This window comes from Diaphorobacter limosus (genome assembly GCF_033100095.1).
Classification (GTDB): domain Bacteria; phylum Pseudomonadota; class Gammaproteobacteria; order Burkholderiales; family Burkholderiaceae_C; genus Alicycliphilus; species Alicycliphilus limosus.
The window spans coordinates 3,797,301-3,821,853 of record NZ_CP136921.1; the positions used below are offsets into that span (position 1 = coordinate 3,797,301).

The following is a 24,553-nucleotide window of genomic DNA, read 5'->3' on the forward strand; positions in this document are numbered from 1 at the left end:
TGATGGGATGGTAGGGGCCATCCCGGCAAAGACAAGGGCGCAAAAGCCGGCTTCACTGTCCTGGCGGATGGCACCATGGATCCGGCCGTAGGGGATAGCACCGATCATGGTGCGAGTCCTGGATCGCCATAATTATGAAAAATTATGCGAAACCACATGTTTTCGCGTTGTTCTGCCTGTCATTGGAGGGCCACCGGGCTCCGTGAATCGCCACCATGCGCAGCATTACCAACTCCTTGCACCACCAGGCCGCCGAGACGCTGCGCCAGCAGATCTTTGCCGGCGCTCTGGGGCCGGGCAGTTTTGTCGACGAGGCGGCGCTGTGCGAGCAGCTGGCCGTTTCGCGCACGCCGCTGCGCGAGGCGCTGAAGGTGCTGGTGGCCGAGGGGCTGCTGCGCCACGAGCCGCGCCGTGGCTGCTTCGTGGCCGAGATCACCGAGCGCGACGTGGACCAGATCTTCCCGGTGATGGCGCTGCTGGAGGGCCGCGCCGCGCACGAGGCCACCGCGCATGCCGGCCCGGCCGACATCGCCGCGCTGGAGCTGCTGCACCAGCGCCTGCGCGAGCATGCCGGGGCGGGGCGCATCACCGAGTATTACGAGGCCAATTACGCCATCCACGAGGCCTTCATCACCCTGGCCGACAACCGCTGGCTGGCCCAGGTGATTGGCGACCTGCGCAAGATCCTGCGCCTGGCGCGCCACCAGACGCTGCATGTGCCGGGCCGCCTGCAGCAAAGCCTGGCCGAGCATCTGCAGGTGTTTGCCGCGCTCAAGAGCGGCGACGCCGGCGCCGCCGAGCAGGCCATGCGCCAGCATCTTCTGGCCCAGCGCGAGGCGCTGCGCGAACTGGCCCGCAACCCCCCCTCCCGCATAGCACCATGAACAACGCCACCTCCGCCTGGATTTCGCGCAGCGTCGATCGCCTGCGGCCCGCCAAGGGCAAGGCAGCTGCGGCCAAGGACAAGCCCGGGGACGGCCCGGGCGAGCTCCAGTCCGGGCGCAGTACGCACGAGCGCCTGGCGGCCACGCTGCGCCGTGGCGGCGAGGCCTTGTCGCCGCGCGCGCTGCGTCAGCTGCTGGCCCAGCTGCAGGATGTGCTGGCGCCGCGCGTGAGCGAGATCGAGGGCGGGCGCCGCGCCCAGGCCGTGGCCACCTGGTATGGCCAGGCCGAGCCGGCCCAGCGGCGCGATCTGTGGCTGCTGATGGGCGAACAGTTCGTGCCCGACGCCGCGCGCATGAAGAACGCCCAGCAGCGTTACCAGGCCGCCCTGGGCACGGCCGACGAGCCCCAGGCCGAGGCCCAGCTGCGCCGCGCGCTGAATTCGCCGCGCACGCGGCTGCTGCAGCGCTTTGCCGCCTTTCCCGAGGGCATGCGTTTTCTGGTGGACTTGCGCGCCGAGCTGCTGCCCCATCTGAAGGCCGACCAATGCCTGTTGCCGCTGGAGGCCGAGCTGGAGCAGTTGTTCTCCACCTGGTTTGACGTCGCCTTTCTGGAGCTCAGACGCCTGTCCTGGGACTCGCCCGCGTCGCTGATCGAAAAGCTCATCAAGTACGAGGCGGTGCACGACATCCGCAGCTGGGACGACCTGAAGAATCGCCTGGACAGCGACCGGCGCTGCTATGGCTTCTTTCACCCGCGCCTGCCCAATGAGCCGCTGATCTTCGTCGAGGTGGCGCTGGCAGACGAGATCTCCGACAGCATCACACCGCTGCTGGACGAATCGGCCGCGCCGTCTGACATACAGCGCGCCAGCACGGCGATTTTTTACTCCATCAGCAACACCCAGGCCGGGCTGCGCGGCGTGAGCTTTGGCGACTCGCTGATCAAGCATGTGGTGGAGACGCTGCAGCAGGAGTTTCCGCGCCTGCGCCATTTCGCCACGCTCTCGCCCATCCCGGGCTTTCGCGCCTGGCTGCAGAAGAACTGCGCGACGCAGCTGGAGCTGCTGGACGCCAAGCGCCTGGCCGAGCTGGGCCGCGCCGTCGGCTTTGAGCCCAAGGGCGCCAAGGACCTGCCGGCCCAGGTGCTGGCCGCAGCCGACAAGGCGCTGGAGCTGGCGCCCCGGTCGGCGCTGCGCCAGCTGCTCCAGCAATGGGCCGCGCGCTACCTGGCGCGCGAGCTGCAGGATGGCAAGCCGCTGGATCCCGTGGCGCGTTTTCACCTGGGCAACGGCGCGCGCGTGGAGCGGCTGAACTGGGCCGCGGACCCCTCGGCCAAGGGCCTGAAGCAGTCCTTTGGACTGATGGTCAACTACCTGTACGACTTGAAGCGCATCGACAAGCACCGCGACCTGCTGGCTCAGGCCAAGGTGCCGGTGTCGGGCGACATCGAGGATCTGTGCCGCCCTTGACGCAGTGCGGGCAGGGCATTCTTTTCATAACACCAAGGAGACAAATTCATGCAACACCAGGATCACACCACGCGCTTCACGCAGCTGTCGAGCCGGCGCGACCTGCTGCGCACGGCCGGGGCGGCGGGCCTGGCCCTGGCCACGGGCGCTGCCTGGGCGCAGGGCGCCAGCGGCTGGCCGTCCAAGCCGGTGAACCTGATCGTGCCCTTTCCGGCAGGTGGCGGCACGGATGCGTTTGCGCGCCCGCTGGCGGCGCAGTTTTCCAAGTCCACGGGCAAGACCCTGGTCATCGACAACCGCGGCGGCGCGGGCGGCACGGTGGGCGCCAGCGCGGCGGCCAAGGCGCCGGCCGATGGCTACAACCTGTTCATGGGCGGCGTGCACCATGTGATCGCGCCCTCCATGTACCCGCGGCTGGACTACGACATCGAGAAGGACTTCATCCCCCTGGCCCTGCTGGCCAAGGTGCCGCAGGTGCTGGTGGTGAACCCGCGCAACGTCACGGTGAGCGATTTCAGGCAGTTCATGGAGCTGGTCAAGGCCAATCCGGCCAAGCTCAACTACGCATCGGCCGGCGCGGGCACCTCGCACCATCTGGCGGGTGAGCTGTTCAAGCTGCAGACGGGCACCTTCATCACCCACATTCCGTACCGCGGCGCGGGCCCGGCGCTGCAGGACTTGATAGCCGGCAACGTGGACATGCTGTTCGACGGCCTGGGCTCGTCGGCAGCGCACATCAAGGGCGGGCGCATCCGGGCGCTGATGGTCTCGGGCGCCAGCCGCAACCCGGCCTTCCCCGACGTGCCCTGCGCCGCCGAGCTGGGCCTGCCGGACTACACCGTCTCCACCTGGTACGGCCTGTGGGCGCCCAAGGGCACGCCGGCCGACGTGCAGGCGCGCATCGTCGAAGAGATGCGCAAGCTGGGCAACGCCGAGGAGATCAAGACCATCTGGGCCGGCAACGGCGCCGAGTTTGGCCAGCTGTCGCAGGCGGACTTCCAGAAGATGGTCAGTGGCGAGGTCAAGCGCTGGGCGCAGGTGGTCAAGGCATCGGGCGCCAGGCTGGAGTGAGTTCATTCAACGAGAGAAAGAGCGATTGCATGTCGGGTGAAGTTGTCGCGGCCATGGCCGCAGCGGAGGCCGCCGGCCGCGGCGTGCTGCGCGTGACGCTGCGCCACGATGGGCGGCTGAACGCCATGAGCCGCGCCATGTGGCGCCACTTGCGCTCTGTTTTCGAGAGCGTTCAACGCAGTATTGACGTGCGCTGCGTGCTCATAGAGGGCGCAGGGCAGGCGTTCTGCGCGGGCGGTGACATCTCCGAGTACCCGGACTTTCGCTTCGATGTCGCGCAGCTGCGTGACTTTCACGAAAACGACGTCTGGGGCGGCCTGTCGGCCATGCTGGCCTGCGACGTGCCCATCGTCGCGCGCATTGCTGGCGCCTGCATGGGCGCGGGCGTGGAGATCGCCAGCTGCTGCGACATCCGCATCGCCGAAACCGGCGCGCGCTTTGGCGCGCCCATCGCCAAGCTCGGCTTTCCGATGGCGCCGCGCGAGGCGGCCCTGGTGGCCGGCGCGGTGGGCGACGTGACCGCGCGCCAGATGTTGCTGGAGGCCGCCACTTTCGATGCCGCCGAGATGGCCCGACGGGGCTTTCTGAGCCGCGTCGTCGAGGCCGACCAGCTGGAGGCCCAGGCCGTTGGCGCCGCGCTGCGCATTGCCGCGCTGGCGCCGGGTGCGGCGCGCATGAACAAACAGACCCTGCGCGCGTTTCAAGCACAAAAAATGCCTACAACGCCCGACCACCAAGCGCAAATAGCTATTAAAACAATAGTTGATCCGTACGCCTATGCCGACAGCGCCGAGCACCGCGAGGGCATCACCGCCTTCCTGGAGAAGCGCTCCCCTGTATTTTGATTTTGGCTTGTACACACCATGAGCACCTCCAACCAGAACCTCTTTGCCGCTCTGCGCGCCGCCTTTCCCGCCGACCTGGAGCAGATCGCGGTGGAGACCATGTCCGCCAGCGGCGAGCCGCTGCTCTACAGCTGGCGCGACCTCGATCGCGCCAGCGCCCGCATCGCCAACCTGCTGGCCGCGCTCGAGCTGCCCGAGGGCAGCCGCATCGCCGTGCAGGTGGAAAAATCGGTCGAGGCCATGCTGCTGTACCTGGCCACGCTGCGCGCGGGCCATGTGTTCTTGCCGCTCAACACCGCCTACCAGAGCGCCGAGATCGAATACTTCGTCGGCAATGCCGAGCCGGCCGTGGTGGTCTGCACGCCGGGCAACTTCGGCTGGGTGTCAAAAATCGCGTTTACCGCCGGTACGCAGCATGTGTTCACGCTGGGCGACGACCGCACGGGCAGCCTGCTGGAGCGGGCCGCGCACTTTGGCGACGACCATGTCCCAGTCGCCAGGGGCGCTGACGACCTGGCCGCCATCCTCTACACCAGCGGCACCACCGGGCGCAGCAAGGGGGCGATGCTGACGCACGGCAATCTGCTGTCCAACGCGGTGATGCTCAAGGACTACTGGGGCTGGGTGCCTGGGGACGTGCTCATCCACGCCCTGCCCATCTTCCATGTGCATGGCCTGTTCGTGGCCATCCACGCCGCGCTGCTGAATGGCAGCAAGATGATCTGGCTGGCCAAGTTCGATCCCCGAGCGGCCATCGCCGCCATGGCGCGTGCCACCGTGTTCATGGGCGTGCCCACGCTGTACGTGCGCATGCTGGCCGAGCAGGGGCTGACCCCAGAGGCCGCCAGGCATATGCGCCTGTTCATCTCGGGCTCGGCGCCGCTGCTGATCGAGACCTTCCAGGAATGGCAGCGACGCACGGGCCACACCATCCTGGAGCGCTACGGCATGAGCGAGACCATCATGCTCACCTCCAACCCCTACCAGGCCGACGCACGCCACGGCGACCAGGACGAGCGCCGCGGCGCCACCGTGGGCTTTCCCCTGCCGGGCGTGGGCCTGCGCGTGGTGGACGACGCGAATCAGGACTTGCCCGTGGGCGAGATCGGCAACATCCAGGTGCGCGGCCCGAACGTCTTCCAGGGCTATTGGCGCATGCCGGAGAAGACGGCGGAGGAGTTCACGGCCGACGGCTGGTTCAAGACCGGCGACGTGGGCCGGGTGGACGAGCGCGGCTACGTGAGCATCGTCGGCCGCAGCAAGGACCTGATCATCAGCGGCGGCTACAACGTCTACCCGGCCGAGATCGAGGGCTATATCAACGAGATGCCCGGCGTGGCCGAGAGCGCCCTGGTGGGCGTGCCGCACCCCGACTTCGGCGAGGTGGGCGTGGCCGTGGTCATTGCCAAGCCCGGCGCCCAGCTCGACGGCGAGGCGATCATCACCGCACTCAAGGGCCAGCTGGCCAACTTCAAGATCCCCAAGCGCTGCTTCGTCGCCACCGAACTGCCACGCAACACCATGGGCAAGGTGCAGAAGAACCTGCTGCGCGAGCAGCACAAGGGCTTGTTTCCCTGAGGGCGCCGCGCCCAGAAAAACCAAAGGCGGCCAGGGCCGCCTTTGCTCAAATACTATATAAATAATAGCTGCTTGCGCCCGTATCCAGGGCGCTGGCGGCTTGTTTTGCCTTCAGCGCAGCACCAGCACCGGGATGTGTGAATGCGTCAGCACATGCTGGGTTTCGCTGCCCAGCAGCAGGCGTTTGATGCCCTTGCGGCCGTGCGAGGCCATGACGATCAGGTCGCAGTTGTGCTTCTTGGCAGCGGAGATCACAGCCTCGGCGATCAGGTCGGACTTCACCACCACGGCCTTGACGCTCACGCCCTCGTCCGAGCCGCGTGCCTTGACCTTGTTCACCAGAACCTGGGCCGCATCGCTCCATTGCTTCTCGATGCGCTTGATGTCCGCTGCCTCGACCGGCAGGGTGCCGTCGAAGTAGCTGCGCGGGTAGCGCGGCACCACCTTCAGGGCAATCACCGATGCGCCCGTCAGGCCTGCCAGCGACAGGCCACTCTCCACGGCCATGTCCGACAGCTGTGAACCGTCCGTGGCGATCAGTATGCGTTTGTACATGAGCTGCTCCTAATATTTGGTTGAAACGGCGAACCAGCATAGGATAGCCCACGGCGCTCGTCTTGATGCATATCAATCTGAGCCTTGACGCAATACGGATAATTCGCGATCTATGTCAAACAAACCCGCCGGCCAGTTGGCGGCCACCGATACCGCCATGCTGCTGGACGACCCTCAGGAATGGTCGGCCTTCGGTAGGCCGCATGGCCGCCGTGCGGCGGCGGATATGCCACCGACGCAGACCGCCTGGGAATCCCATGTGGTGCTGGAGGGCATGCATTGCACGGCCTGCGCCCTGACCATTGAGGACGCCTTGCGCCAGGTGCCCGGCGTCAGCGACGTGGACGTGAGCGCCGCCACGCGCCGCGCGCGCGTGGTGTGGAACCCGGCGCAGGTGCTGCCATCGCAATGGATGGAGGCCGTGCGCAGGGCCGGCTACCGATCCATCCCCGCCATGGACGCGCTGGCGCGCGAGGAGCGCCGGCGTGAGAACCGCCGCGCCCTCTGGCGCTGGCTGGTCGCGGGTTTTTGCATGATGCAGGTCATGATGTACGCATGGCCCGCCTACCAGGCCATGCCCGGTGACCTGACGTTCGAGATGGAGCAGCTGCTGCGCTGGGCTTCCTGGGTCATCAGCCTGCCCGTGGTGCTGTTTGCCTGCGGGCCGTTCTTCTCCAGCGCGCTGCGCGATCTGCGTCAGCGCACCGTGAGCATGGATCTGCCGGTGGCGCTGGGCATGCTGATCACCTTTGTGGTGAGCATGCTGGGCACCTTCGACCCCGCCGGGCCGTTCGGGCGCGAGGTGTATTACGACTCGCTGACCATGTTCGTGTTCTTTTTGCTCACTGGCCGTTGGCTGGAGCTGCGCCTGCGCGACCGCACGGCGGGGGCGCTGGAAGCGGTCATGAACCGCCTGCCCGACAGCGTGTTGCGGCGCACGGCGGCGGGAGACTTTGAGCGCGTGGCCACGCGACGCCTGCAGCTGGGCGACGTGGTGCGGGTATTACCCGGCGAGGCATTCCCCGCTGATGGGCGCATCCTCACCGGAGCGACCCAGGCCGATGAGGCCTTGCTGACGGGGGAGTCCACCCCAGTGGCCAAGCAGCCCGCCAGCCCGGTGACGGCCGGCAGCTATAACCTGAGCGCGGCGGTCGAGGTGGTGGTGGAGGCACTGGGCGCACAGACACGTTTTGGCCAGATCGTCACGCTGATGGAAAGCGCCTCGCTGCAAAAGCCACGCCTGGCGCAGCTGGCCGACCGTGTCGCGCGGCCGTTTCTGGTCGGCGTGCTGCTTGCTGCGGCGCTGGCCGCCGCCTGGTGGTGGCCCACCGATCCCAGCCATGCGCTGATGGTCGCCGTGGCGGTGCTGGTGGTCACCTGTCCCTGTGCGCTGTCGCTGGCCACGCCGGTGGCCATGCTCACCGCTGCAGGCACCCTGGCGCGCAGCGGCGTGCTGGTGCGCAACCTGCAGGGGCTGGAGGCTCTCGCCGCTGTGGATACCGTGGTGTTCGACAAGACCGGCACACTCACGCGCGACCGGCTGGCGGTTACCGGTACGCAGCTGGGGCCTGATGCCGGGCTTACGGCCATGCAGGCTCTGGCCCTGGCGGCCCGGCTGGCGCAGCATTCCCTGCATCCGGTGGCGCGTGCAGTGGTGGCCGCGGCCGAGGTCTTGCCGCCGCATGACGACTCCTGGCTCGTGGGCGCGGTGGAGGAGTTGCCGGGCGCAGGCCTGCAGGCGCTTGGGAGCCGGAATGGACAGCAGGGGGAGGCGATCCTGCGCCTGGGGTCGGTAGCGCATGCGCGTGTGGCGCCCGCAGAAGGTGCGCCTCAGCAGGTCATGCTGTCGGCTGAGCGGGAAGGCCGGGTTACCGAACTGGCGCGCTTTGACTTGAGCGAAGAACTGCGCCCCGAGGCTCCAGCCGTGGTGCAGCAGCTGCGCGACGCGGGGATCGCCGTGGAGCTGTTGTCTGGCGACCATGGCCAGGCCGTGCAACGCGTGGCACAGCGCACGGGCATCGATGCGGCGCAAGGGGCCTGCACACCGCAGGACAAGCTGCAGCATCTGCAGGCTCTGCAGGCGCAGGGGCACCTGGTGGCCATGGTGGGTGATGGCCTCAATGACGGTCCGGTGTTGGCTGGCGCACACGCTTCGCTGGCCTTTGGCAAGTCTGTTGCGTTGGCGCAATCCCGTTCTGACATCGTTGTTTTGGGCGACAATCTCGCCCTCGTAGCCCAGACCCTGCTAATGGCGCGGCGCACCATGCACATCGTGCGCCAGAACCTGTGGTGGGCTGCTGGCTACAACGCCGTGGGTGTACCCCTGGCCATTGCCGGTTACATGCCGGCCTGGCTGGCAGGGCTGGGCATGGCGCTCAGCTCGCTGCTGGTGGTTTTGAATGCCGCGCGCCTGGCGCGTACCGCGGGTGGTGATGCTCCCGCCAACGCCCACGCGCCGCTCTCGGCGCAAGGGCCTGTGGGGGTGGGTTGACCATGGACATTTTGTATCTGTTGATTCCTCTATCCGTCGTGCTTGTGCTGTTTGTGCTGGCGGGCCTGTGGTGGGCGGTCTACCGAGGACAATTTGAAAACGTCGAACAAGAGGGAGAGCGCATATTGCGGGGCGATTGACAATAGTCAATAACCCTAGTGCGAGTCTGGTTGAAACTTTTTTCTGCTTAGCAACGAGGTAACCGATGGAGTCATCACAAACAAAAGTTGCGCACTACGACGATACCGTCGTGCGCCAGTTCTCGATCATGGCGGTCGTCTGGGGGGTGGTCGGCATGCTGGTCGGCGTGTTCATCGCCGCCCAGCTCACATGGCCCGAGCTTAATTTTGGTATTCCATGGCTGAGCTATGGCCGCCTGCGCCCACTGCACACCAATGCGGTGATTTTTGCCTTTGGCGGTTGCGGCCTGTTCGCTACCAGCTACTACGTGGTGCAGCGCACCTGCCAGACCAAGCTGTTTGGTGGGCCGCTGATCCCGTTTACCTTCTGGGGTTGGCAAATCGTCATCGTGGCTGCCGCCATCTCCCTGCCGCTGGGTTACACCACGAGCAAGGAGTACGCCGAGCTGGAATGGCCTATCGACATCCTGATCGCCCTGGTCTGGGTGTCCTATGCCATCGTGTTCTTCGGCACCGTCGGCAAGCGCAAGGTCAAGCACATCTATGTGGCCAACTGGTTCTTTGGCGCATTCATCCTGGCCGTGGCCCTGCTGCACATCGTCAACAGCGCGGAGATGCCCGCTGGCTGGATGAAGAGCTACTCCGCCTACGCGGGCGTGCAGGATGCCATGGTGCAGTGGTGGTATGGCCACAATGCCGTGGGCTTTTTCCTGACCACGGGCTTCCTGGGCATGATGTATTACTACATCCCCAAGCAGGCCGGCCGCCCGGTGTACAGCTACCGCCTGTCCATCGTCCACTTCTGGGCCCTGATCTTCACCTACATGTGGGCCGGCCCGCACCATCTGCACTACACGGCCCTGCCTGACTGGACGCAGTCCGTCGGCATGGTCTTCTCGCTCATCCTGCTCGCTCCCAGCTGGGGCGGCATGATCAACGGCATCATGACCCTGTCGGGCGCCTGGCACAAACTGCGTGACGACCCCATCCTGCGCTTCCTGATCGTGTCACTGTCGTTCTACGGCATGTCCACGTTCGAGGGCCCGATGATGTCCATCAAGACCGTCAACGCTCTGTCGCATTACACCGACTGGACCGTGGGTCACGTGCACTCCGGCGCGCTGGGCTGGGTGGGGCTGGTGACCATGGGTTCGCTCTACTACATGATCCCGCGCCTGTTCGGTCGCGAAAAGATGCACTCCATCAAGGCCATTGAAATCCACTTCTGGCTGGCCACCATCGGCATCGTGCTGTACATCGCCGCGATGTGGATTGCCGGCGTGATGCAGGGCCTGATGTGGCGCGCGGTCAACCCTGATGGCACGCTGACCTACACCTTTGTCGAAAGCGTGAAAGCCACCTATCCCTTCTATGCCATTCGTTTCCTGGGCGGTGTGCTGTATCTGGCTGGTATGTGCTTCATGGCCTGGAACACCTGGATGACCGCAATTTCCGGTCGTTCCGTGAAGGTGGCCATTCCGGCCGTCAATCCGGCGCACGCTTGAGGTCTGAGGAATCCGTAGATGTCTAATACAAACAAGCAAACAAGCTCCGGTTTCACCCATGAGAAGGTGGAAACCAGCAACTTCCTCATGATCGTCCTGATCCTGGTGGTGATCGCCATGGGAGGTTTGGTGGAAATCGTTCCGCTGTTCTTCCAGAAGTCCACCACCGAACCGGTTCAGGGCCTCAAGCCCTACACGGCGCTGCAGCTGGCAGGGCGCGACATCTATCAACGCGAGGGCTGCTACAACTGCCATTCGCAGATGATTCGTCCGTTCCGCGCCGAGACGCTGCGCTATGGTCACTATTCGGTTGCCGGTGAGTTTGTCTACGACTACCCGTTCCAGTGGGGTTCCAAGCGCACCGGCCCGGATTTGCATCGTGTTGGCGGCAAGTACAGTGATGAATGGCACCGCATTCATCTGGTCAACCCGCGTGATGTGGTGCCCGAGTCCAACATGCCTGCCTACCCCTGGCTCGAAAAGAACCAGGTGGATGCCGCCAGCATGGCTCCGCATATGCGCGCATTGCGCCGCGTTGGCGTGCCCTACACGGATGAGGAAATCGCCGGCTCGGCCGAGGCCGTCAAGGGCAAGACCGAGATGGAAGCCGTGATTGCCTACCTGCAGGTGCTGGGCACCGCGCTCAAGTAAAGAGAGCTTGCCATGGACATCACCACCATGCGCATCGTGGTCACGCTGGCTTCGCTCGCGTGCTTTCTGGGTATTTGGTACTGGGCCTATACGGCTCGCAACCGGGCCCAGTTCGATGAGGCAGCGCAGCTGCCCTTCGCCAATGACGATTGATTGCTCCAACCGATACGAAGAGAGAACCCATGAGCGACTTCACCAGTAATTTCTGGTCTATTTATGTGGCCGGGATCACCCTTGCCGGCATCATCGCCTGTGCCTTGCTGCTGTGGCTGACATCACGCAAGAAGATCGAATCCGCTGCTGACAACACCACGGGCCATGTCTGGGATGTGGATCTGAGGGAGATGAACAACCCTATGCCCCGTTGGTGGATGTGGCTGTTTGTCATCACCATCGTCTTTGCCTTTGCCTATCTGGCGGCCTACCCGGGCCTGGGCACCTTCAAGGGCCAGCTGGGGTGGACGCAAGTCGGTGAGTACCAGGCAGAAGTTGACAAGGCCAATGCCGAGTTGCAGCCACTGTATGCACGGTTCGACAGCATGAAAACCGAGGACATTGCAGCCGACCAGGCGGCCATGGCGATCGGCGAGCGTTTGTTCATGAACAACTGTGCCCAGTGTCATGGCTCGGACGCACGCGGTAGCAAGAGCTTCCCGAATCTGTCGGACAAGGATTGGTTGCACGGTGGTACGCCCGATGACATTCGCAAGACCATCCATGATGGTCGAGTCGGTGTGATGCCCCCCATGGCCGCAGCGGTGGGTTCGCCCGACGACGTGCGCAACCTGGCCCAATACGTGCTAAGTCTGTCGGGAAGTCCGCACGATTCTCTCAAGGCGTCGCTGGGCAAGGCCAAGTTCACCGCCTGTGCGGCTTGCCATGGCATGGACGGCAAGGGCATGACTGCCATGGGAGCCCCTAATCTGACCGATGACATTTGGCTGCATGGCTGGGGCGAGGCAGCGATCGTGGCTATGATCAACGATGGCAAGACCAATCAAATGCCGGCCCAGGCTGGCAAACTCACAGATCAGCAGATCAATGTGCTGACCGCCTATGTCTGGGGCATGTCCAACAAGCCCGGCGCTGCAAAATAAGGCATTTGTATCGGCCGGCAGCCCCTCCTAGGGGTGCCGGTTTTTTTTGTTTTGCAAGCCCGTCTTGCACCAAGAGATTTTCAACATGAAGCCAGCCGACGGAAAGCCCCGCAAGGTTATCCCCATTGCGGCAGCGCCGGCAGAAAAGCCGAAGACCGAATCCGCATCTTTGTACGAGGCGCAGAAAAAGGTCTATCCGCGCTCGATCAGTGGCGTATTCGCCAATTGGCGCTGGATCATGGTGTATGTCACCCAGTTGGTTTTTTATGGCCTGCCCTGGCTGCAATGGGGTGAGCGCCAGATGGTGTTGTTTGATCTGGGTGCTCGGCGCTTCTACATCTTCGGTCTGGTGCTCTACCCGCAGGATTTCATCTATCTGACGGGGCTGCTCATCATCTCGGCGCTTGCACTGTTCTTGTTCACGGCGGTGGCAGGGCGGCTGTGGTGCGGATTTTCCTGTCCACAGACGGTTTATACCGAGATCTTCATGTGGATAGAGCACAAGATCGAAGGCGATCGCAGTGCGCGCATCCGGCTCGATAACGGCCCCTGGACATTTGAAAAGACCTGGAAAAAATCGCTGAAGCAACTGGTGTGGATTGCCGTGTCATTCTGGACCGGTTTTACATTTGTCGGATATTTTGTACCCATCCGGGAGTTGGGTGGCGAACTTATGTCGCTGCACGGAAGCTGGCAGATTTTCTGGGTGTTTTTCTACGGCTTGGCGACTTACGGCAACGCCGGCTACTTGCGTGAGCAGGTATGCAAATACATGTGTCCGTACGCGCGCTTCCAAAGCGCGATGTTTGATAACGACACCCTGGTTGTCACATATGACCCGGAGCGTGGCGAGCCCCGTGGCCCGCGCACCAAGGCGGTGGACTACAAGGCCAAGGGTCTGGGTGATTGCATCGATTGTTCACTGTGCGTACAGGTCTGCCCCACGGGAATCGATATCCGCGATGGGCTGCAGTACGACTGTATTGGCTGCGGCCTGTGCGTGGATGCCTGCAATACCGTGATGGACAAGATGCAGTATCCACGCGGCCTGATTCGGTTTTCCACGCAGAACGGCGTGAAGAACCACTGGACGCAGTCGCAGATGCTCAAACGTGTCCTGCGGCCACGGGTATTGTTTTATTCCGGTATTTTGATCGCCTTGTGCATAGGGATGATGGCCAGCTTGGTGGTGCGTACCCCATTGAAGGTAGATATCGTGAGGGATCGAGCGGCTCTGTCGCGCATCGTGGCAGGCGGGAAGCTTGAAAACATTTACCGACTGCAAATCATGAACGCCACCGAGGGGGCGCAGCGCTATGTGATCAGTGCACGTGGACTGGACGGGCTTGAGGTGATCTCCGAACCGGAGATTGACATCGGCCCGGCAGAATCTCGCTGGGTGGTCGTGCGGCTGCAAATTCCCTATGGATCGGCAGCGCCTGGCTCACACACCGTGTATTTTGATGTCCGTGCCCAGGATGACAAAGGCCAGGTGGCAGAAAAATCCGTGTTCCTGGTGCCGCGCTAAGGGTTGATGTACGAGCATCCGCTGTTTTTGTATTGATTTTTTTGTATTGGGCCTCGGAAGGCCCAGGGAGTCCGCAGTCATGTCACCCAACTCATCAGCGAATTCGACGCCTGAGTCTCAGCCTTGGTGGAAGTATGGCCATGTCTGGTTGATCATTGCCGGGCCGGTGATCGTGGTAATCGCTGGCTTCATCACACTTTGGCTGGCGTTAGCACGGCCAGATCCAGTGTTGACGGAAGACTACTATCAACGGGGTCTTGACATCAACAAGACATTGCAAAACTCTCAGATGAGCATGACGCCAGCAACCAAGGGGCGCAACCACGCTGCTACCCCGGTGCAGGATCAACCACGCTGATTCTGGGGCCTAAGGGGAATCAAGGAGACAGTTGCCGTGCATGTAGTGCTAGTCTGCGAGCACAACAGCTTGGAGGTGCTTCGATGTGGATGCAACGACTGATGTGGATTGCGTGGCCTGCGTTTCTCATGGCCGGTGTCATGGAGATGGTGGTTTTTGCCTTTGTCGATCCGGAGGCGTTGCAGTGGTTTGACCAGCCTGTGAATCTGTCGCGCGAAGGCGTCTATACCGTCGCGTTTTTCTTGTTCTGGCTGGTGATTACGATATCAGGCGCTTTGACGACCCTGTTGTCGTTCTCTCCCTTCGAGTTCAACCATCGGGAGTCGTCGGAGACGGACAGGCCAGCTGATAACCCCAAGTACGTGTCATGATCCTGACAATGCGGGAGGCCTGAATCGCCCAAGTTTAGTGACAAGCCTGCTGGCTGTTGACAATTCGCTTCAAGGCTTCCGTATTCACAATGCGAACATGGCGCTGCTTGACTTCCACAATGCCCTCCTCAACGAATTTGGAGAAGGTGCGGCTCACGGTTTCAAGTTTCAGGCCCAGGTAGCTGCCAATTTCCTCGCGGGTCATGCGCAGCACCAGTTCTGACTGCGAAAAGCCGCGCGCATGCAGGCGCTGCACCAGGTTCAGCAAGAAGGCGGCCAGGCGTTCCTCGGCGCGCATGCTGCCCAGCAGCAACATCACCCCATGCTCACGGACGATTTCACGGCTCATGATCTTGTGCACATGGGTTTGCAGTGCCGTAACTTCGCGCGACAGTTCCTCGATACGCTCAAAGGGCATGACGCAAACCTCGGCGTCTTCCAGAGCCACGGCATCGCAGGTGTGGCGGTCGTTGACGATGCCATCCAGACCGATGATTTCTCCAGCCATCTGGAATCCGGTGACCTGGTCGCGCCCATCTTCGGTTGCTACGCAGGTTTTGAAGAATCCTGTGCGGATGGCAAAGAGCGAGGTAAATGCCTCCCCGTTGCGAAACAAGGTTCCGCCGCGCTTGACCTTGCGGCGAACTGCAACGATGTCATCAATGCGCTTGAGCTGCTGGTCATCCAGACCCACAGGCATGCACAGCTCGCGCAGGCTGCAATTGGAGCAGGCTACTTTGATGGTTTGCAGGTTGGAAGACATGGATACTCGGTTCCTAGTACGGACTTACAGCCGAATGTAACCGAGACTTGGGATGTCGCGATTCGTTGAGTGACTTTGATCCAAGGTCAAATTGTCGTCAACTCGGCTTCATGGGGGCTTGATCGGCGTCAAGGACACAGGGTGGACTCTACGGCACAGTGCGCACGAATTGCAAGGAACCCTTTCATGACTGTCGTTACCACCGAGCTCTTGCGTCGCTTTGACGTTCCGGGGCCGCGCTATACCTCCTACCCTACCGCCGATCGTTTCGTGGAGGCTTTTGGTGAAAAGGAGTACATCCTGGCATTGCAACAGCGCCGCGTGGGATCAGTGGCCAAGGCCATGCCGTTGTCGCTGTACATTCACATACCGTTTTGCGAATCGTTGTGCTACTACTGTGCCTGCAACAAGATCATTACCCGCCACCCCGAGCGGGCCGATGTATATCTGCGTTACCTGAGCCGGGAAATTGACCTGCACACCGCGCACTGCGGTGTCGGCCAGCATGTCAGTCAGCTGCACTTTGGTGGTGGGACGCCGACTTTTTTGTCCGATGACGGCTTGCGTGAGCTCATGGGCATGCTCAAGCGCAGTTTTGTGTTGGTGCCAGGAGGGGAGTACTCCATAGAGGTCGATCCGCGCACGGTTGATGAACAGCGGCTGGCGTTGCTGGCTGAGCTGGGCTTCAATCGGCTCAGCTTCGGGGTGCAGGACTTCGACCCAGAGGTACAGAAAGCCGTACACCGCATACAGCCAGCAGAAAAGGTGTTTGGTCTGGTTGAAAGCGCGCGCAAGCTGGGTTTCGACTCGGTGAACGTGGATCTGATCTATGGTCTGCCAAGGCAGACGCCAGAGTCATTTGACCGTACCCTGGAGCAGGTTGCGCAACTGCGACCTGATCGGATAGCGCTCTATGCCTACGCCCATTTGCCCGAGCGTTTCAAGTCGCAACGCCGCATCATCACCGCAGAACTGCCCATGGCGTCGGCCAAGGTGTCGATGCTGGCTCGCTCCATTGATGCATTCATGAACGCCGGCTATGTCTACGTGGGCATGGATCACTTTGCACTGCCCGAGGATGCGCTGGCGGTGGCCAAGCGCCAGGGGCGGTTGCACCGTAATTTCCAGGGCTATAGCACGCAGCCTGACTGTGATCTGATTGGCCTGGGCGTATCCGCCATTGGCCGCGTCGGTGCAACGTACAGCCAGAATGTGAAGACCCTGGACGAATACTACGACGCCATCGACCATGGCCACCTGCCGGTCGTGCGGGGGCTGGCATTGACCAAGGATGATCTGGTGCGCCGCGCCGTCATCATGGCTCTGATGTGTCAGGGCGAGTTGCTGTTCGAGCCCTTGGAGCAGTCCTGGCTCATCGACTTCCGCAGTTACTTTGAAGCGGAGCTGCGGCAGCTTGAAGAAATGGCCGAGCAAGGGTTGGTCAGCATCAGTCCCGAGGGCGTCAAGGTCACAACCATGGGGTGGTTCTTTGTGCGCGGTGTGGCCATGGTATTTGACAGGTATTTACAGGCAGATAGGAACCGCGCGCGCTTTTCCCGCATCATTTGAGCCATGTTATGGGCTCTGGCATCGACGGCTTTTTTCATGGGTTTGATGGGCGGGACGCATTGTCTCGTCATGTGTGCCGCACCCTGTGCGGCTTTGACGGGGAAGGGCGCGGCGCCGGCGGGTGATACCCGGGTGGTGCGGCTGGCGCCGCAGGCTGGAACTCTGCAGCGCACGGCGGGTTTTCATCTGGGGCGGCTGATGGGCTATGGGTTCGCCGGAGCCCTGGCTGCCTGGGCGATGGACCGCCTTGCATGGCTTGGCCAAAACACCGCTGCCTTGCGTCCGGCCTGGACATTGCTGCATGTGCTGATTCTGGCCTGGGGTCTGCTGATGATGCTGCAGGCGCGTCAGCCAGCGTGGCTGGAGCATGCCGGTCGTTCGGTCTGGACGAAGGTGCGTGCTCTGGTGGCACGCCCAGGGGGACTGTTCGTCACGGGCATGGCCTGGGCGCTGTTGCCTTGTGGTTTGCTCTATACCGCTCTGCTGACTGCGGCCCTGAGCGGCAGTGTGCTGCGCGGTGCGCTGTGCATGGTGCTCTTTGGTGTGGGCAGTGGGGTTTGGTTGGTGGCGGGGCCAATTCTGTGGCGCAGTTTCCGTGCCCGCGTAAATCGCGTCGCCAGTTCCTGGGGCTCAAAGCTGGCTGGCGTTGTGCTTTTCGCCATGGGCGGCACGGCATTGTGGATGGATGTTGTGCATGGGCAACCCGCTCCCTGGTGTTTGCCCTGAAAAGACAATGTGCAACAAAGTGCTTGGCGCGTAACAGGTGATAATGTTTCAGGCACATGGGCCGTGTCGACATGTGTTTGTCGTGCCCATTACAACTGAATTGACGTGAACCAGGCTGTCCTGATTGATATCGACGCTCTGCGAGTTGGGATGTTCATCCAGCTCGAGTTGGGTTGGATCAATCATCCCTTTCCGATGAGTAGTTTCAGGCTCTCATCTCCCGACCAGATCCGCGTGTTGCGTGAGATCGGGCTTCAATCCGTGCGTTACATCCCTGCCAAAAGCACGGTAACCGCCGCAAACGCCGGGCTGCGGTCTGAAGAGGCGAGGGATGAGCCTGAGAGCGATGCCATGGTCCAAGCGGAGCTGGGTGCTGCCGATCTGTTGGCGCAATTCAATGCGCGCCAGCAGCACTGCAATCTTCGGTTTCAAGAGGCCACTCGCACCTATGCCGCAGTCTCAGCCCATGTGCGCGCTGAACCGGCGCAGGCGCGCGAGCAGGCAGAAGCGCTGATCCGAACATGTGTTTCAGATCTCCTGACGCGAGGTCCCTGCGCCGTGCATTTGCTGGCCGATGGTGTCAGCCAGCGCTCGGCAGCGCATGCGGTCAACGTGATGGTGCTGGCCTTGCTGCTTGGGCAGGCCATCGGCTTGCAGGCGCAACAGTTGCATGGTTTGGCTTTGTCTGCATTGCTGCATGATCTGGGCAAGGTGAATCTGCCAGCCCATATTGGTGAGCCGGGTGCTGCCCTGAGGGCTGCCGACATGCAGCGCTACCACAGTCATGTAGGACTGTCGGTGGAGCTGGCGCAGAACATGGCTTTGCCAAGCGATGTGCTCATTGCAATTGCGCAGCATCACGAAATGGCCGATGGCAGTGGCTACCCGCTGCATCTTGTGGCGGACGACATCAGTCGCTGGGGGCAGATTCTGGCTTTGGTCAATCGTTATGACCGGCTGTGCAATCCGCTGCACGGTGATCAGGCTTTGACGCCGCATGAGGCAGTGGCAAAGCTTTTTGCCCAGCTGCGGGGAAGTTTCGATGCGTCGGTGCTGGGTGCCTTCATACGGCTGATGGGTGTGTATCCGCCGGGCTCATTGGTGCAGCTGGTGGACGGGCGTTTGGCGGTGGTGATGGTTGTGGATCCGGCGCGTCCCCTGCGCCCTTGGGTGGTGCCGCATCAACCGGACGTGCCGCGCAGCCAGGTGGCCTTGCTGAACCTGGCGCAAACGCCCGAGCTTGGCATTCTGCGCAGCCTCAAGCCGGCGCAGTTGCCACGTGCTGCCCTTGAATATCTGTTGCCACAACCGCGTATTTGCTACTTTTTTGCGCGCGCCCTGGATTCACTTGGCGAAGGGGATGCGGCATGAATATGGGCCGGCAGCCCTTTCAAGCCATTTGGGATGGCCTGGCCCTGGCTGCCTGGCTGGTTGATGCCAAGTCTTTGCAGATCCTGCAGGCCAATGAGGCCGCGTCGCTGCTGGTCGGGCGGCGCGTGGCAGATATGGAGGGCATGCCCATCCTTGAGCTTGCGGCGACGCCAGAGGATCAGATTTTCTGGGGCCAGCCCACCACCGACATTGCTGCCGGGATCCATTCACACACCTGGGTGCGCAACATGCGCAGCCAGGCGCTGGTGCCGGTGGATCGTCGCGTGCTGGCGATTCATGCAGGCGCCAATGCAGGTGCTGCACAGTGCCTGCTGTTGACCATGCAGGATCGATCGGAGCATGAGGCCTCCCGGCTTGAGCTGGAGGCCTTGCTGTCGGAGCTGCGCGCAACCCTTGATTCAGCTGTGGATGGAGTGCTGACCTGCAATCTGAACGGGCAGATGCGGGCCTTCAACCATCGCCTGGTCGAGATATGGCAGTTGCCACACGAAATGCTGTTGCAGCGCGATGATGCGGCGATATGGACGCATATCGAAAGCCTGGTGCTCGACAGTGAGGTCTATCGCGCCGGGCGTGCTGAAATTGTGCGTGAACCGATGCGGGAGAGCCACGACATCCTTCTTCTGCGCAATGGCATGACGGTGGAGCAGCGCTCCGTGCCTCAACTCGTTCAGGGGCGGCCAGCAGGGCGGGTGTATACGTTTCGCGATATCACCAGTGACATCCAGAATCAGGCCGACCTGCGCCTGGCGGCCCGGGTGTTTGAATCGAGTCTGGATGCCGTCTTCATAGCCGATCGGCGCAACGCGATCCTGCGCATCAATCCGGCTTGTGAGAGGCTTTTAAGGGCATCCGCCGACGGGGTGGTTGGTCAATCCGTCACCACGCTGTTCGCCAGGGGAAAGGGCCGGAGCGCCTTCCTGTCCGAGGTACAACAGGGGTGGCTGCAGAACGGATTCTGGGAGGGCGAGCTGCATCTGCGCCAGCGCGACGGCGGTGACTGCAGTGTGCATTTGTCCTGGGTTGTGCTGCGCGACGCTGAGGGAGGTGACGCGCAAAGCATAGGCTTCATGCGCGATCTGACGCAGCAGCATGCGGCCAAGCGGCGCATTGAGCAGTTGGCCTACCGTGATGCGTTGACCGGGTTGCCCAACGGCCTGTTGCTGAGTGAAAGGGTGACTGCGGCCATTGAGCTGTCGCGTGCCACCGGGGACAGCTTTGCCATCCTGTGTCTGGATCTGGATCGTTTCAAGATCGTCAACGATTCACTGGGGCATCCCTTTGGCGACCGCGTGCTGAAACTGGTGGCCGAACGCCTGCAGGGTTGCCTGCGCCAGGCAGACATGCTGTGCCGCCTGGGAGGCGATGAGTTCGTCATCTACCTGCATGGCGCCGATGTCGGCATTGCCGAGGGCGTGGCGCGTCGCATGCTGGATGAATTGCAGCGCCCGTTCATGCTCGATGGCATGGGGTTTTCCATCCAGTGCAGCATCGGCGTGTCGATGTTCCCGCGCGATGGCGAGTCGCTGGACGACCTGATCAAGCAGGCCGATACGGCCATGTATCAGGTCAAGGAGCGTGGGCGCGGCAATTTTGGCTTCTATCGGCCGCAGATGAATGCCAATCTGTTGTCGCGCATGAAGCTGGAGCATGCCATGCGCCAGGCGCTGGGCTTGGGGCATATGGCTGTGCACTACCAGCCTCAGGTGGACATGGCCACGGGGCGCATTGTGGGTGCGGAGGCGTTGGCAAGGTGGACGGATCCGGAGTTTGGTGTCGTGTCGCCGGGCAGCTTTATTCCGCTGGCGGAGGAGTCCGGTTTCATCGTCAGTCTGGGTGGCTGGGTGATGGAGCAGGCCATCAAGGAGGCGGCGCACTGGATGAGCTGCGGCACGCCCTTGGTGGTGTCGGTCAATGTCTCCGCGCTCGAGTTTCGGCAGCCGGGTTTTGTCGAGCGCATCACCGCCTTGCTGACCCGTTATGGCCTGCCGGCCCAGCAGTTGGAGCTGGAACTGACGGAGAGCGTGTTGCTGCACGATGCCCAGGAAATGGAGCAGGTGCTGGCAAGCCTGACGCGCCAGGGACTCAGGCTCTCCATCGATGATTTTGGCACCGGATACTCCAGCCTGGCCTACCTGAAGAAGCTGGCCATTCACCGGCTGAAAATCGATCGGACATTTATCTGTGGCCTGCCTGATGACGAGGGTGACAGCGCCATCGTCAAGGCGGTTCTAGGCATGGGCCGGGCCCTGGGTTTCAGCGTGGTGGCGGAAGGCGTGGAGACGCAGGAACAGCGCCTTGCGCTGCACACCATGGGCTGTGAGTACTACCAGGGTTTCTTGTGCGCGCCAGCCCTGAGCGCCGCGGAATTTCGCTCCCGCGTTCTTGGCCCATCAGCCGTGGAACAAAAGCACCAGTCCAAAAGAACGCCCTGCCGCTCGCGCGCTGCCAAGCGCTGAAGACTGGGATCCGCACGGGCTGCAAAAAAAGGTGTCTGCAAATGCCACCGGGCCGTCATCCTGAACCGGGGGTTCAGGTGGGCGAGGGCAACCTGGCGTTGGGTTCATCTGACGCGAGACGATCACGCTCACCAGGCAATGTACCAAGCCCGTGCTCAGTGAGCATTGGTTCAAGGAACTATAAAGCCCGGCAGCACTGCAGACGGCTCTATTGTACTTGCTGCATCTCTTCGTGATGGCCGAGGGCGGTTGGTTACAACAGGCGCCCGTCGTCCCCCAGGGCTTCGTCCAGCCGCAGCAGCAGTTGTTCCAGGCGCTGCTCCTGTGCTGTACTGGCCTGTGGCGTCGCGGTATCTGGATCAGTGCCGGTGACCGGTGCGGGTGCGCTGCGTTGCTGGGCCGCTGCGCTTAGATCGGCGACTTCGCGGTCGGCAATTTCGAAGGCCAGGTTCAGGGCCGCCAGTACGGCAATGCGTTCCCGTGCGCGCACCTTGCCGGCGTCGCGGATGCGCGTCATGGCGGTGTCCACGCGTTCCACCGCTTCCAGCAGGCGTGACTCATGCCCATCGGGGCAGGCCAGCAAATAGCTTTGCTGCAGGATTTGAACCTCAATCTGCTTCATGGCACATCCTTGGGCGGATTGTTTTCGGGCAGGCGTTCGAGCAAGGAGTCAACCCGCGCGCGTGCCGCACTCAGACGGGACTTGAGCGAATCACGTTCCTGGGCCAGGGCCGCCACCTGCGCGGCCAGCAGGGCGTTGGTGCGCTCCAGTTCGGTGTGGCGCAGCAGCAGGCGCTCGACGCGCTCTGCAATCAGATCAATGGGGTGCGTTGTGGCCATAGAGCCGTGCATTGTAGGGCGGGGCATGCGTTTGCCGGTAAAATGCGCGCCGTTGGTGCTCGCTGCCGTGGTTCGCACGGCCGCAGTTCAACGGGAAGCAGGGAGGGGGACTTCGCCATGAAGCACACCCCGAGCCTGCGCTGCCCCCGCAACGGTCAGCGGATGAGTCGCATCCCGACTCCCCCTTCACTCACAAGCCACTGGATGCCTTGAACAAGCGTCTGGGAAGGCGATGAAGGGTGCACCGCCAGCCCGGATACCGGCCAACACAGGTGGTTGCCCAGCGTCATGAACGACGTCGGTGGCGGCTGATTACCCATTGTCGGCGGGGAGGCTGGCACGGGGTTCATTGCAGGTCTCGATTCCCTTTATGAAGCATATATCTCTATGCAACCGTGCCATCGATGCGCGCGTGGCGTTGCGCCGTTCCGCGCTGGCCCTGGCGGTTCTGGCTGTTTGTTCGGCCCAGGCCCAGGTGGCGTCAGAACCCCCCCTACAAATCGCCCAGTACCACGCGCCGGCGCTGAACGAGATGGTCGTGACCGCCACGCGCACCGAGCAGCCGCTGACCGACATCGTCGCCGACGTTTCCATTGTCGATCGTGAGACGATAGAAAACAGCGGCGCCACTGGTCTGGTCGATGTGCTGGCGCGCTTGCCGGGTGTGCAATTTGCGCGCAACGGCGGTCCGATGGGTTCGACCAGCCTGTACCTGCGCGGCGCCGAGACGCGTTTCACCGCCGTCTATATCGATGGCGTGCGCGTGGACTCGCAGGCTTCGGGCGGCGCGTCGTGGGAGGCCATTCCCCTGTCGTTGGTCGATCGCATCGAAGTGCTGCGTGGCCCGGCGGCTGCGGTTTACGGCTCGGATGCCGTGGCCGGCGTGGTGCAGATCTTCACCAAGAAGGGCGAGGCCGGTGTGTCGCCCTATGTGGGCGTGGGCAACGGCACGCACCGCACCTGGAAGGCCGAAGCCGGCGTCAGCGGCGCCAGCGGCGCCGTGGACTACGCCATTGGCCTGGCCCGCGAAGGCAGCAAGGGCTTCAGTGCCAGCACCAGGGCTACCAGCAACCCCGACCGCGACGGCTACACCAGCACGGCGGCCAACGCGCGCCTGGGCCTGCAGGTCAACCGCGCGCACCGGCTGGAGGGCACGCTGTTGTACAGCGACAGCGACAGCGGTTACGACACCAGCAAGGCTGACGACCGCAGCCTGCACCGCCTGCAGACCCTGGGCCTGGCGTGGCAGGCGCAGTGGACCGAAGCCTACAAGACGCGCTTGGCCGTGACCGATTCGCGCGACCGCTACGAGACCCAGCCCTCGCCCTATCTGACTGAGACCCAGCTGCGCGGCTACCTGTTCCAGAACGAATGGCGCCTGGGCAATCACCAGTTCACGGCAGCGCTGGAGCGCCGTGAGGACGAACTGCAGAACGCCCCCATCGACCGCAGCCGCGCGCAGAACGCCGTGGCGTTGGGCTATGGCCTGAGTGCGGGAGCGCACACCCTGCAGCTCAATGCCCGCCACGACGACGATAGTGAGTTCGGTGGCAAGAGCACTGGCAGCGCGGCCTACGGCTACGCCTTTGCCAAAGGTTGGCGCGCCACTGCCTCGCTGGGGTCGGCCTTCCGGGCGCCCACGCTGTACCAGCGCTTCAGCCTGTACGGCGACGCCTCGCTGCAGCCAGAGACCAGCCGAAACGTTGAACTGGGCCTGAAATGGGCGCAGGACGCGAGCAGCTTCTCGGCCACGGTCTATCGCAACAAGGTCAGCAACCTCATCAACTGGGTTGGCTCAACGGGCACCTGTGCGGGCAACTCCGGGCCGTTTCCCGGCTGCTACGCCAACGTCGGCAAGGCGCGCTATGAGGGCGTGACCGTGGCGGGGGTGACCCGTCTGGCTGGCGTGCAGCTGTACGCATCGCTGGACGTGCAGAACCCGAAGAACCTGGACAACGGCAAGCTGCTGGCGCGCCGCGCCAAGCGCCATGCAACCCTCGGGGCCGACACCCAGCTGGCCGGCTGGACGCTGGGCGGCGAGGTCCAGGCCAACAGCCAGCGCTGGGACGATGCGGCCAATACCAGGCGCCTGGGCGGCTATGCGCTCTTCAATCTGTACGCCAGCACCCGCCTGGCGCGTGACTACCAGGTGGTGGCGCGCATCGACAACCTGGCCGACAAGGACTACCAGGTGGCGCGCGACTACGCCACTGCCGGCCGTACCTTCTACGTCGGCCTGAAGTGGTCGCCCAAGTACTGAT

23 protein-coding genes and 1 riboswitch are annotated in these 24,553 nt (G+C 62.9%); of the genes, 19 read left to right on the forward strand and 4 right to left on the reverse strand.

What is annotated here, in order from left to right; genetic code table 11:
- The first annotated feature begins 215 nt into the window (after positions 1-215).
- Genes P4826_RS18280 through P4826_RS18300 form a run of 5 tightly spaced genes read left to right on the forward strand, consistent with a single transcriptional unit; the run spans position 216 to position 5,847 of the window.
- Positions 216-884 (forward strand): GntR family transcriptional regulator, encoded by a 669-nt coding sequence (locus P4826_RS18280; RefSeq protein ID WP_317701767.1) that lies wholly within the window; start codon positions 216-218, stop codon positions 882-884.
- The gene (locus tag P4826_RS18285; RefSeq protein WP_317701768.1) at positions 881-2,353 is read left to right on the forward strand and encodes a malonyl-CoA decarboxylase; all 1,473 of its coding nucleotides are present in this window, start codon (positions 881-883) and stop codon (positions 2,351-2,353) included. Before P4826_RS18280 ends, P4826_RS18285 begins: the two co-directional genes overlap by 4 nt.
- A gap of 48 nt (positions 2,354-2,401) precedes the next feature.
- Entirely contained in the window at positions 2,402-3,424 is a 1,023-nt protein-coding gene (locus P4826_RS18290; protein WP_317701769.1) for a Bug family tripartite tricarboxylate transporter substrate binding protein, read from the forward strand.
- Positions 3,425-3,453: 29 nt separating this feature from the next.
- Entirely contained in the window at positions 3,454-4,269 is an 816-nt protein-coding gene (locus P4826_RS18295) for an enoyl-CoA hydratase/isomerase family protein (RefSeq protein WP_317701770.1), read from the forward strand.
- A gap of 18 nt (positions 4,270-4,287) precedes the next feature.
- Positions 4,288-5,847, forward strand: coding sequence for a malonate--CoA ligase (locus tag P4826_RS18300; RefSeq protein WP_317701771.1), 1,560 nt, complete (start codon positions 4,288-4,290; stop codon positions 5,845-5,847).
- A 111-nt stretch (positions 5,848-5,958) separates the two neighbouring features.
- Here P4826_RS18300 and P4826_RS18305 read toward each other — a convergent pair whose 3' ends face one another.
- Entirely contained in the window at positions 5,959-6,402 is a 444-nt protein-coding gene (locus tag P4826_RS18305) for a universal stress protein (protein WP_317701772.1), read from the reverse strand.
- Between the two features lie 112 nt (positions 6,403-6,514).
- Here P4826_RS18305 and P4826_RS18310 point away from each other — a divergent pair, with 112 nt between their 5' ends.
- The 9 genes from P4826_RS18310 (at position 6,515) to P4826_RS18350 (ending at position 14,543) form a co-directional block, all read left to right on the forward strand.
- Positions 6,515-8,893, forward strand: coding sequence for a heavy metal translocating P-type ATPase (locus tag P4826_RS18310; RefSeq protein WP_317701773.1), 2,379 nt, complete (start codon positions 6,515-6,517; stop codon positions 8,891-8,893).
- 2 nt (positions 8,894-8,895) lie between these two features.
- Complete coding sequence (gene ccoS / locus P4826_RS18315; RefSeq protein ID WP_317701774.1) at positions 8,896-9,033, forward strand: cbb3-type cytochrome oxidase assembly protein CcoS; 138 nt, start codon at positions 8,896-8,898, stop codon at positions 9,031-9,033.
- 65 nt (positions 9,034-9,098) lie between these two features.
- The gene (gene ccoN / locus P4826_RS18320) at positions 9,099-10,538 is read left to right on the forward strand and encodes a cytochrome-c oxidase, cbb3-type subunit I (protein WP_317701775.1); all 1,440 of its coding nucleotides are present in this window, start codon (positions 9,099-9,101) and stop codon (positions 10,536-10,538) included.
- An 18-nt stretch (positions 10,539-10,556) separates the two neighbouring features.
- Positions 10,557-11,189 (forward strand): cytochrome-c oxidase, cbb3-type subunit II, encoded by a 633-nt coding sequence (gene ccoO / locus P4826_RS18325; protein ID WP_317701776.1) that lies wholly within the window; start codon positions 10,557-10,559, stop codon positions 11,187-11,189.
- A 12-nt stretch (positions 11,190-11,201) separates the two neighbouring features.
- On the forward strand, positions 11,202-11,342 hold the full coding sequence (locus P4826_RS18330) for a cbb3-type cytochrome oxidase subunit 3 (RefSeq protein WP_317701777.1): 141 nt from the start codon (positions 11,202-11,204) through the stop codon (positions 11,340-11,342).
- A gap of 29 nt (positions 11,343-11,371) precedes the next feature.
- Positions 11,372-12,286 carry a cytochrome-c oxidase, cbb3-type subunit III gene (ccoP, locus tag P4826_RS18335; protein WP_317701778.1) on the forward strand — a complete coding sequence of 305 codons (915 nt, stop codon included), beginning with the start codon at positions 11,372-11,374 and terminating at the stop codon, positions 12,284-12,286.
- 85 nt (positions 12,287-12,371) lie between these two features.
- Positions 12,372-13,814 (forward strand): cytochrome c oxidase accessory protein CcoG, encoded by a 1,443-nt coding sequence (gene ccoG / locus P4826_RS18340; protein ID WP_317701779.1) that lies wholly within the window; start codon positions 12,372-12,374, stop codon positions 13,812-13,814.
- Positions 13,815-13,893: 79 nt separating this feature from the next.
- Entirely contained in the window at positions 13,894-14,172 is a 279-nt protein-coding gene (locus tag P4826_RS18345) for a FixH family protein (protein ID WP_317701780.1), read from the forward strand.
- 83 nt (positions 14,173-14,255) lie between these two features.
- Positions 14,256-14,543 carry a hypothetical protein gene (locus P4826_RS18350; RefSeq protein WP_317701781.1) on the forward strand — a complete coding sequence of 96 codons (288 nt, stop codon included), beginning with the start codon at positions 14,256-14,258 and terminating at the stop codon, positions 14,541-14,543.
- Positions 14,544-14,577: 34 nt separating this feature from the next.
- Here P4826_RS18350 and fnr read toward each other — a convergent pair whose 3' ends face one another.
- Positions 14,578-15,306, reverse strand: coding sequence for a fumarate/nitrate reduction transcriptional regulator Fnr (gene fnr, locus P4826_RS18355; protein ID WP_317701782.1), 729 nt, complete (start codon positions 15,304-15,306; stop codon positions 14,578-14,580).
- A 186-nt stretch (positions 15,307-15,492) separates the two neighbouring features.
- On the opposite strand from fnr, the gene hemN reads away from it, so the two are divergent.
- The 4 genes from hemN to P4826_RS18375 all read left to right on the forward strand — a co-directional run bounded on the left by hemN (position 15,493) and on the right by P4826_RS18375 (position 21,452).
- Positions 15,493-16,875 carry an oxygen-independent coproporphyrinogen III oxidase gene (gene hemN / locus P4826_RS18360; protein WP_317703797.1) on the forward strand — a complete coding sequence of 461 codons (1,383 nt, stop codon included), beginning with the start codon at positions 15,493-15,495 and terminating at the stop codon, positions 16,873-16,875.
- Between the two features lie 3 nt (positions 16,876-16,878).
- Positions 16,879-17,601: a sulfite exporter TauE/SafE family protein gene (locus P4826_RS18365; protein WP_317701783.1), complete on the forward strand. Its 723-nt coding sequence runs from the start codon at positions 16,879-16,881 to the stop codon at positions 17,599-17,601.
- Between the two features lie 105 nt (positions 17,602-17,706).
- Positions 17,707-18,972, forward strand: a complete 1,266-nt coding sequence (locus P4826_RS18370) for an HD-GYP domain-containing protein (RefSeq protein WP_317701784.1) — start codon at positions 17,707-17,709, stop codon at positions 18,970-18,972.
- Positions 18,969-21,452 (forward strand): sensor domain-containing protein, encoded by a 2,484-nt coding sequence (locus tag P4826_RS18375; protein WP_425605187.1) that lies wholly within the window; start codon positions 18,969-18,971, stop codon positions 21,450-21,452. The genes P4826_RS18370 and P4826_RS18375 overlap by 4 nt, the downstream gene beginning before the upstream one ends.
- Before the next feature lie 253 nt (positions 21,453-21,705).
- On the opposite strand, the gene P4826_RS18380 is transcribed toward P4826_RS18375, so the two are convergent.
- Both P4826_RS18380 and P4826_RS18385 read right to left on the reverse strand, forming a co-directional pair.
- A complete protein-coding gene (locus P4826_RS18380; protein WP_317701785.1) occupies positions 21,706-22,074 on the reverse strand; it encodes a cell division protein ZapA in 369 nt (122 codons plus the stop codon).
- Complete coding sequence (locus P4826_RS18385; protein ID WP_317701786.1) at positions 22,071-22,292, reverse strand: DUF904 domain-containing protein; 222 nt, start codon at positions 22,290-22,292, stop codon at positions 22,071-22,073. The genes P4826_RS18380 and P4826_RS18385 overlap by 4 nt, the downstream gene beginning before the upstream one ends.
- A gap of 39 nt (positions 22,293-22,331) precedes the next feature.
- A riboswitch (cobalamin riboswitch) is annotated at positions 22,332-22,574 on the forward strand.
- A gap of 88 nt (positions 22,575-22,662) precedes the next feature.
- Here P4826_RS18385 and P4826_RS18390 point away from each other — a divergent pair.
- On the forward strand, positions 22,663-24,552 hold the full coding sequence (locus tag P4826_RS18390) for a TonB-dependent receptor domain-containing protein (protein WP_317701787.1): 1,890 nt from the start codon (positions 22,663-22,665) through the stop codon (positions 24,550-24,552).
- Position 24,553 lies beyond the last annotated feature (1 nt).

Coding starts and splice junctions, on each gene's coding strand:
- P4826_RS18280 (WP_317701767.1), top strand. CDS start 216: ATGCGCAGCATTACCAACTCCTTGCACCACCAGGCCGCCGAGACGCTG.
- P4826_RS18285 (WP_317701768.1), top strand. CDS start 881: ATGAACAACGCCACCTCCGCCTGGATTTCGCGCAGCGTCGATCGCCTG.
- P4826_RS18290 (WP_317701769.1), top strand. CDS start 2,402: ATGCAACACCAGGATCACACCACGCGCTTCACGCAGCTGTCGAGCCGG.
- P4826_RS18295 (WP_317701770.1), top strand. CDS start 3,454: ATGTCGGGTGAAGTTGTCGCGGCCATGGCCGCAGCGGAGGCCGCCGGC.
- P4826_RS18300 (WP_317701771.1), top strand. CDS start 4,288: ATGAGCACCTCCAACCAGAACCTCTTTGCCGCTCTGCGCGCCGCCTTT.
- P4826_RS18305 (WP_317701772.1), bottom strand. CDS start 6,402: ATGTACAAACGCATACTGATCGCCACGGACGGTTCACAGCTGTCGGAC.
- P4826_RS18310 (WP_317701773.1), top strand. CDS start 6,515: ATGTCAAACAAACCCGCCGGCCAGTTGGCGGCCACCGATACCGCCATG.
- ccoS (WP_317701774.1), top strand. CDS start 8,896: ATGGACATTTTGTATCTGTTGATTCCTCTATCCGTCGTGCTTGTGCTG.
- ccoN (WP_317701775.1), top strand. CDS start 9,099: ATGGAGTCATCACAAACAAAAGTTGCGCACTACGACGATACCGTCGTG.
- ccoO (WP_317701776.1), top strand. CDS start 10,557: ATGTCTAATACAAACAAGCAAACAAGCTCCGGTTTCACCCATGAGAAG.
- P4826_RS18330 (WP_317701777.1), top strand. CDS start 11,202: ATGGACATCACCACCATGCGCATCGTGGTCACGCTGGCTTCGCTCGCG.
- ccoP (WP_317701778.1), top strand. CDS start 11,372: ATGAGCGACTTCACCAGTAATTTCTGGTCTATTTATGTGGCCGGGATC.
- ccoG (WP_317701779.1), top strand. CDS start 12,372: ATGAAGCCAGCCGACGGAAAGCCCCGCAAGGTTATCCCCATTGCGGCA.
- P4826_RS18345 (WP_317701780.1), top strand. CDS start 13,894: ATGTCACCCAACTCATCAGCGAATTCGACGCCTGAGTCTCAGCCTTGG.
- P4826_RS18350 (WP_317701781.1), top strand. CDS start 14,256: ATGTGGATGCAACGACTGATGTGGATTGCGTGGCCTGCGTTTCTCATG.
- fnr (WP_317701782.1), bottom strand. CDS start 15,306: ATGTCTTCCAACCTGCAAACCATCAAAGTAGCCTGCTCCAATTGCAGC.
- hemN (WP_317703797.1), top strand. CDS start 15,493: ATGACTGTCGTTACCACCGAGCTCTTGCGTCGCTTTGACGTTCCGGGG.
- P4826_RS18365 (WP_317701783.1), top strand. CDS start 16,879: ATGTTATGGGCTCTGGCATCGACGGCTTTTTTCATGGGTTTGATGGGC.
- P4826_RS18375 (WP_425605187.1), top strand. CDS start 18,969: ATGAATATGGGCCGGCAGCCCTTTCAAGCCATTTGGGATGGCCTGGCC.
- P4826_RS18380 (WP_317701785.1), bottom strand. CDS start 22,074: ATGAAGCAGATTGAGGTTCAAATCCTGCAGCAAAGCTATTTGCTGGCC.
- P4826_RS18385 (WP_317701786.1), bottom strand. CDS start 22,292: ATGGCCACAACGCACCCCATTGATCTGATTGCAGAGCGCGTCGAGCGC.
- P4826_RS18390 (WP_317701787.1), top strand. CDS start 22,663: ATGAAGCATATATCTCTATGCAACCGTGCCATCGATGCGCGCGTGGCG.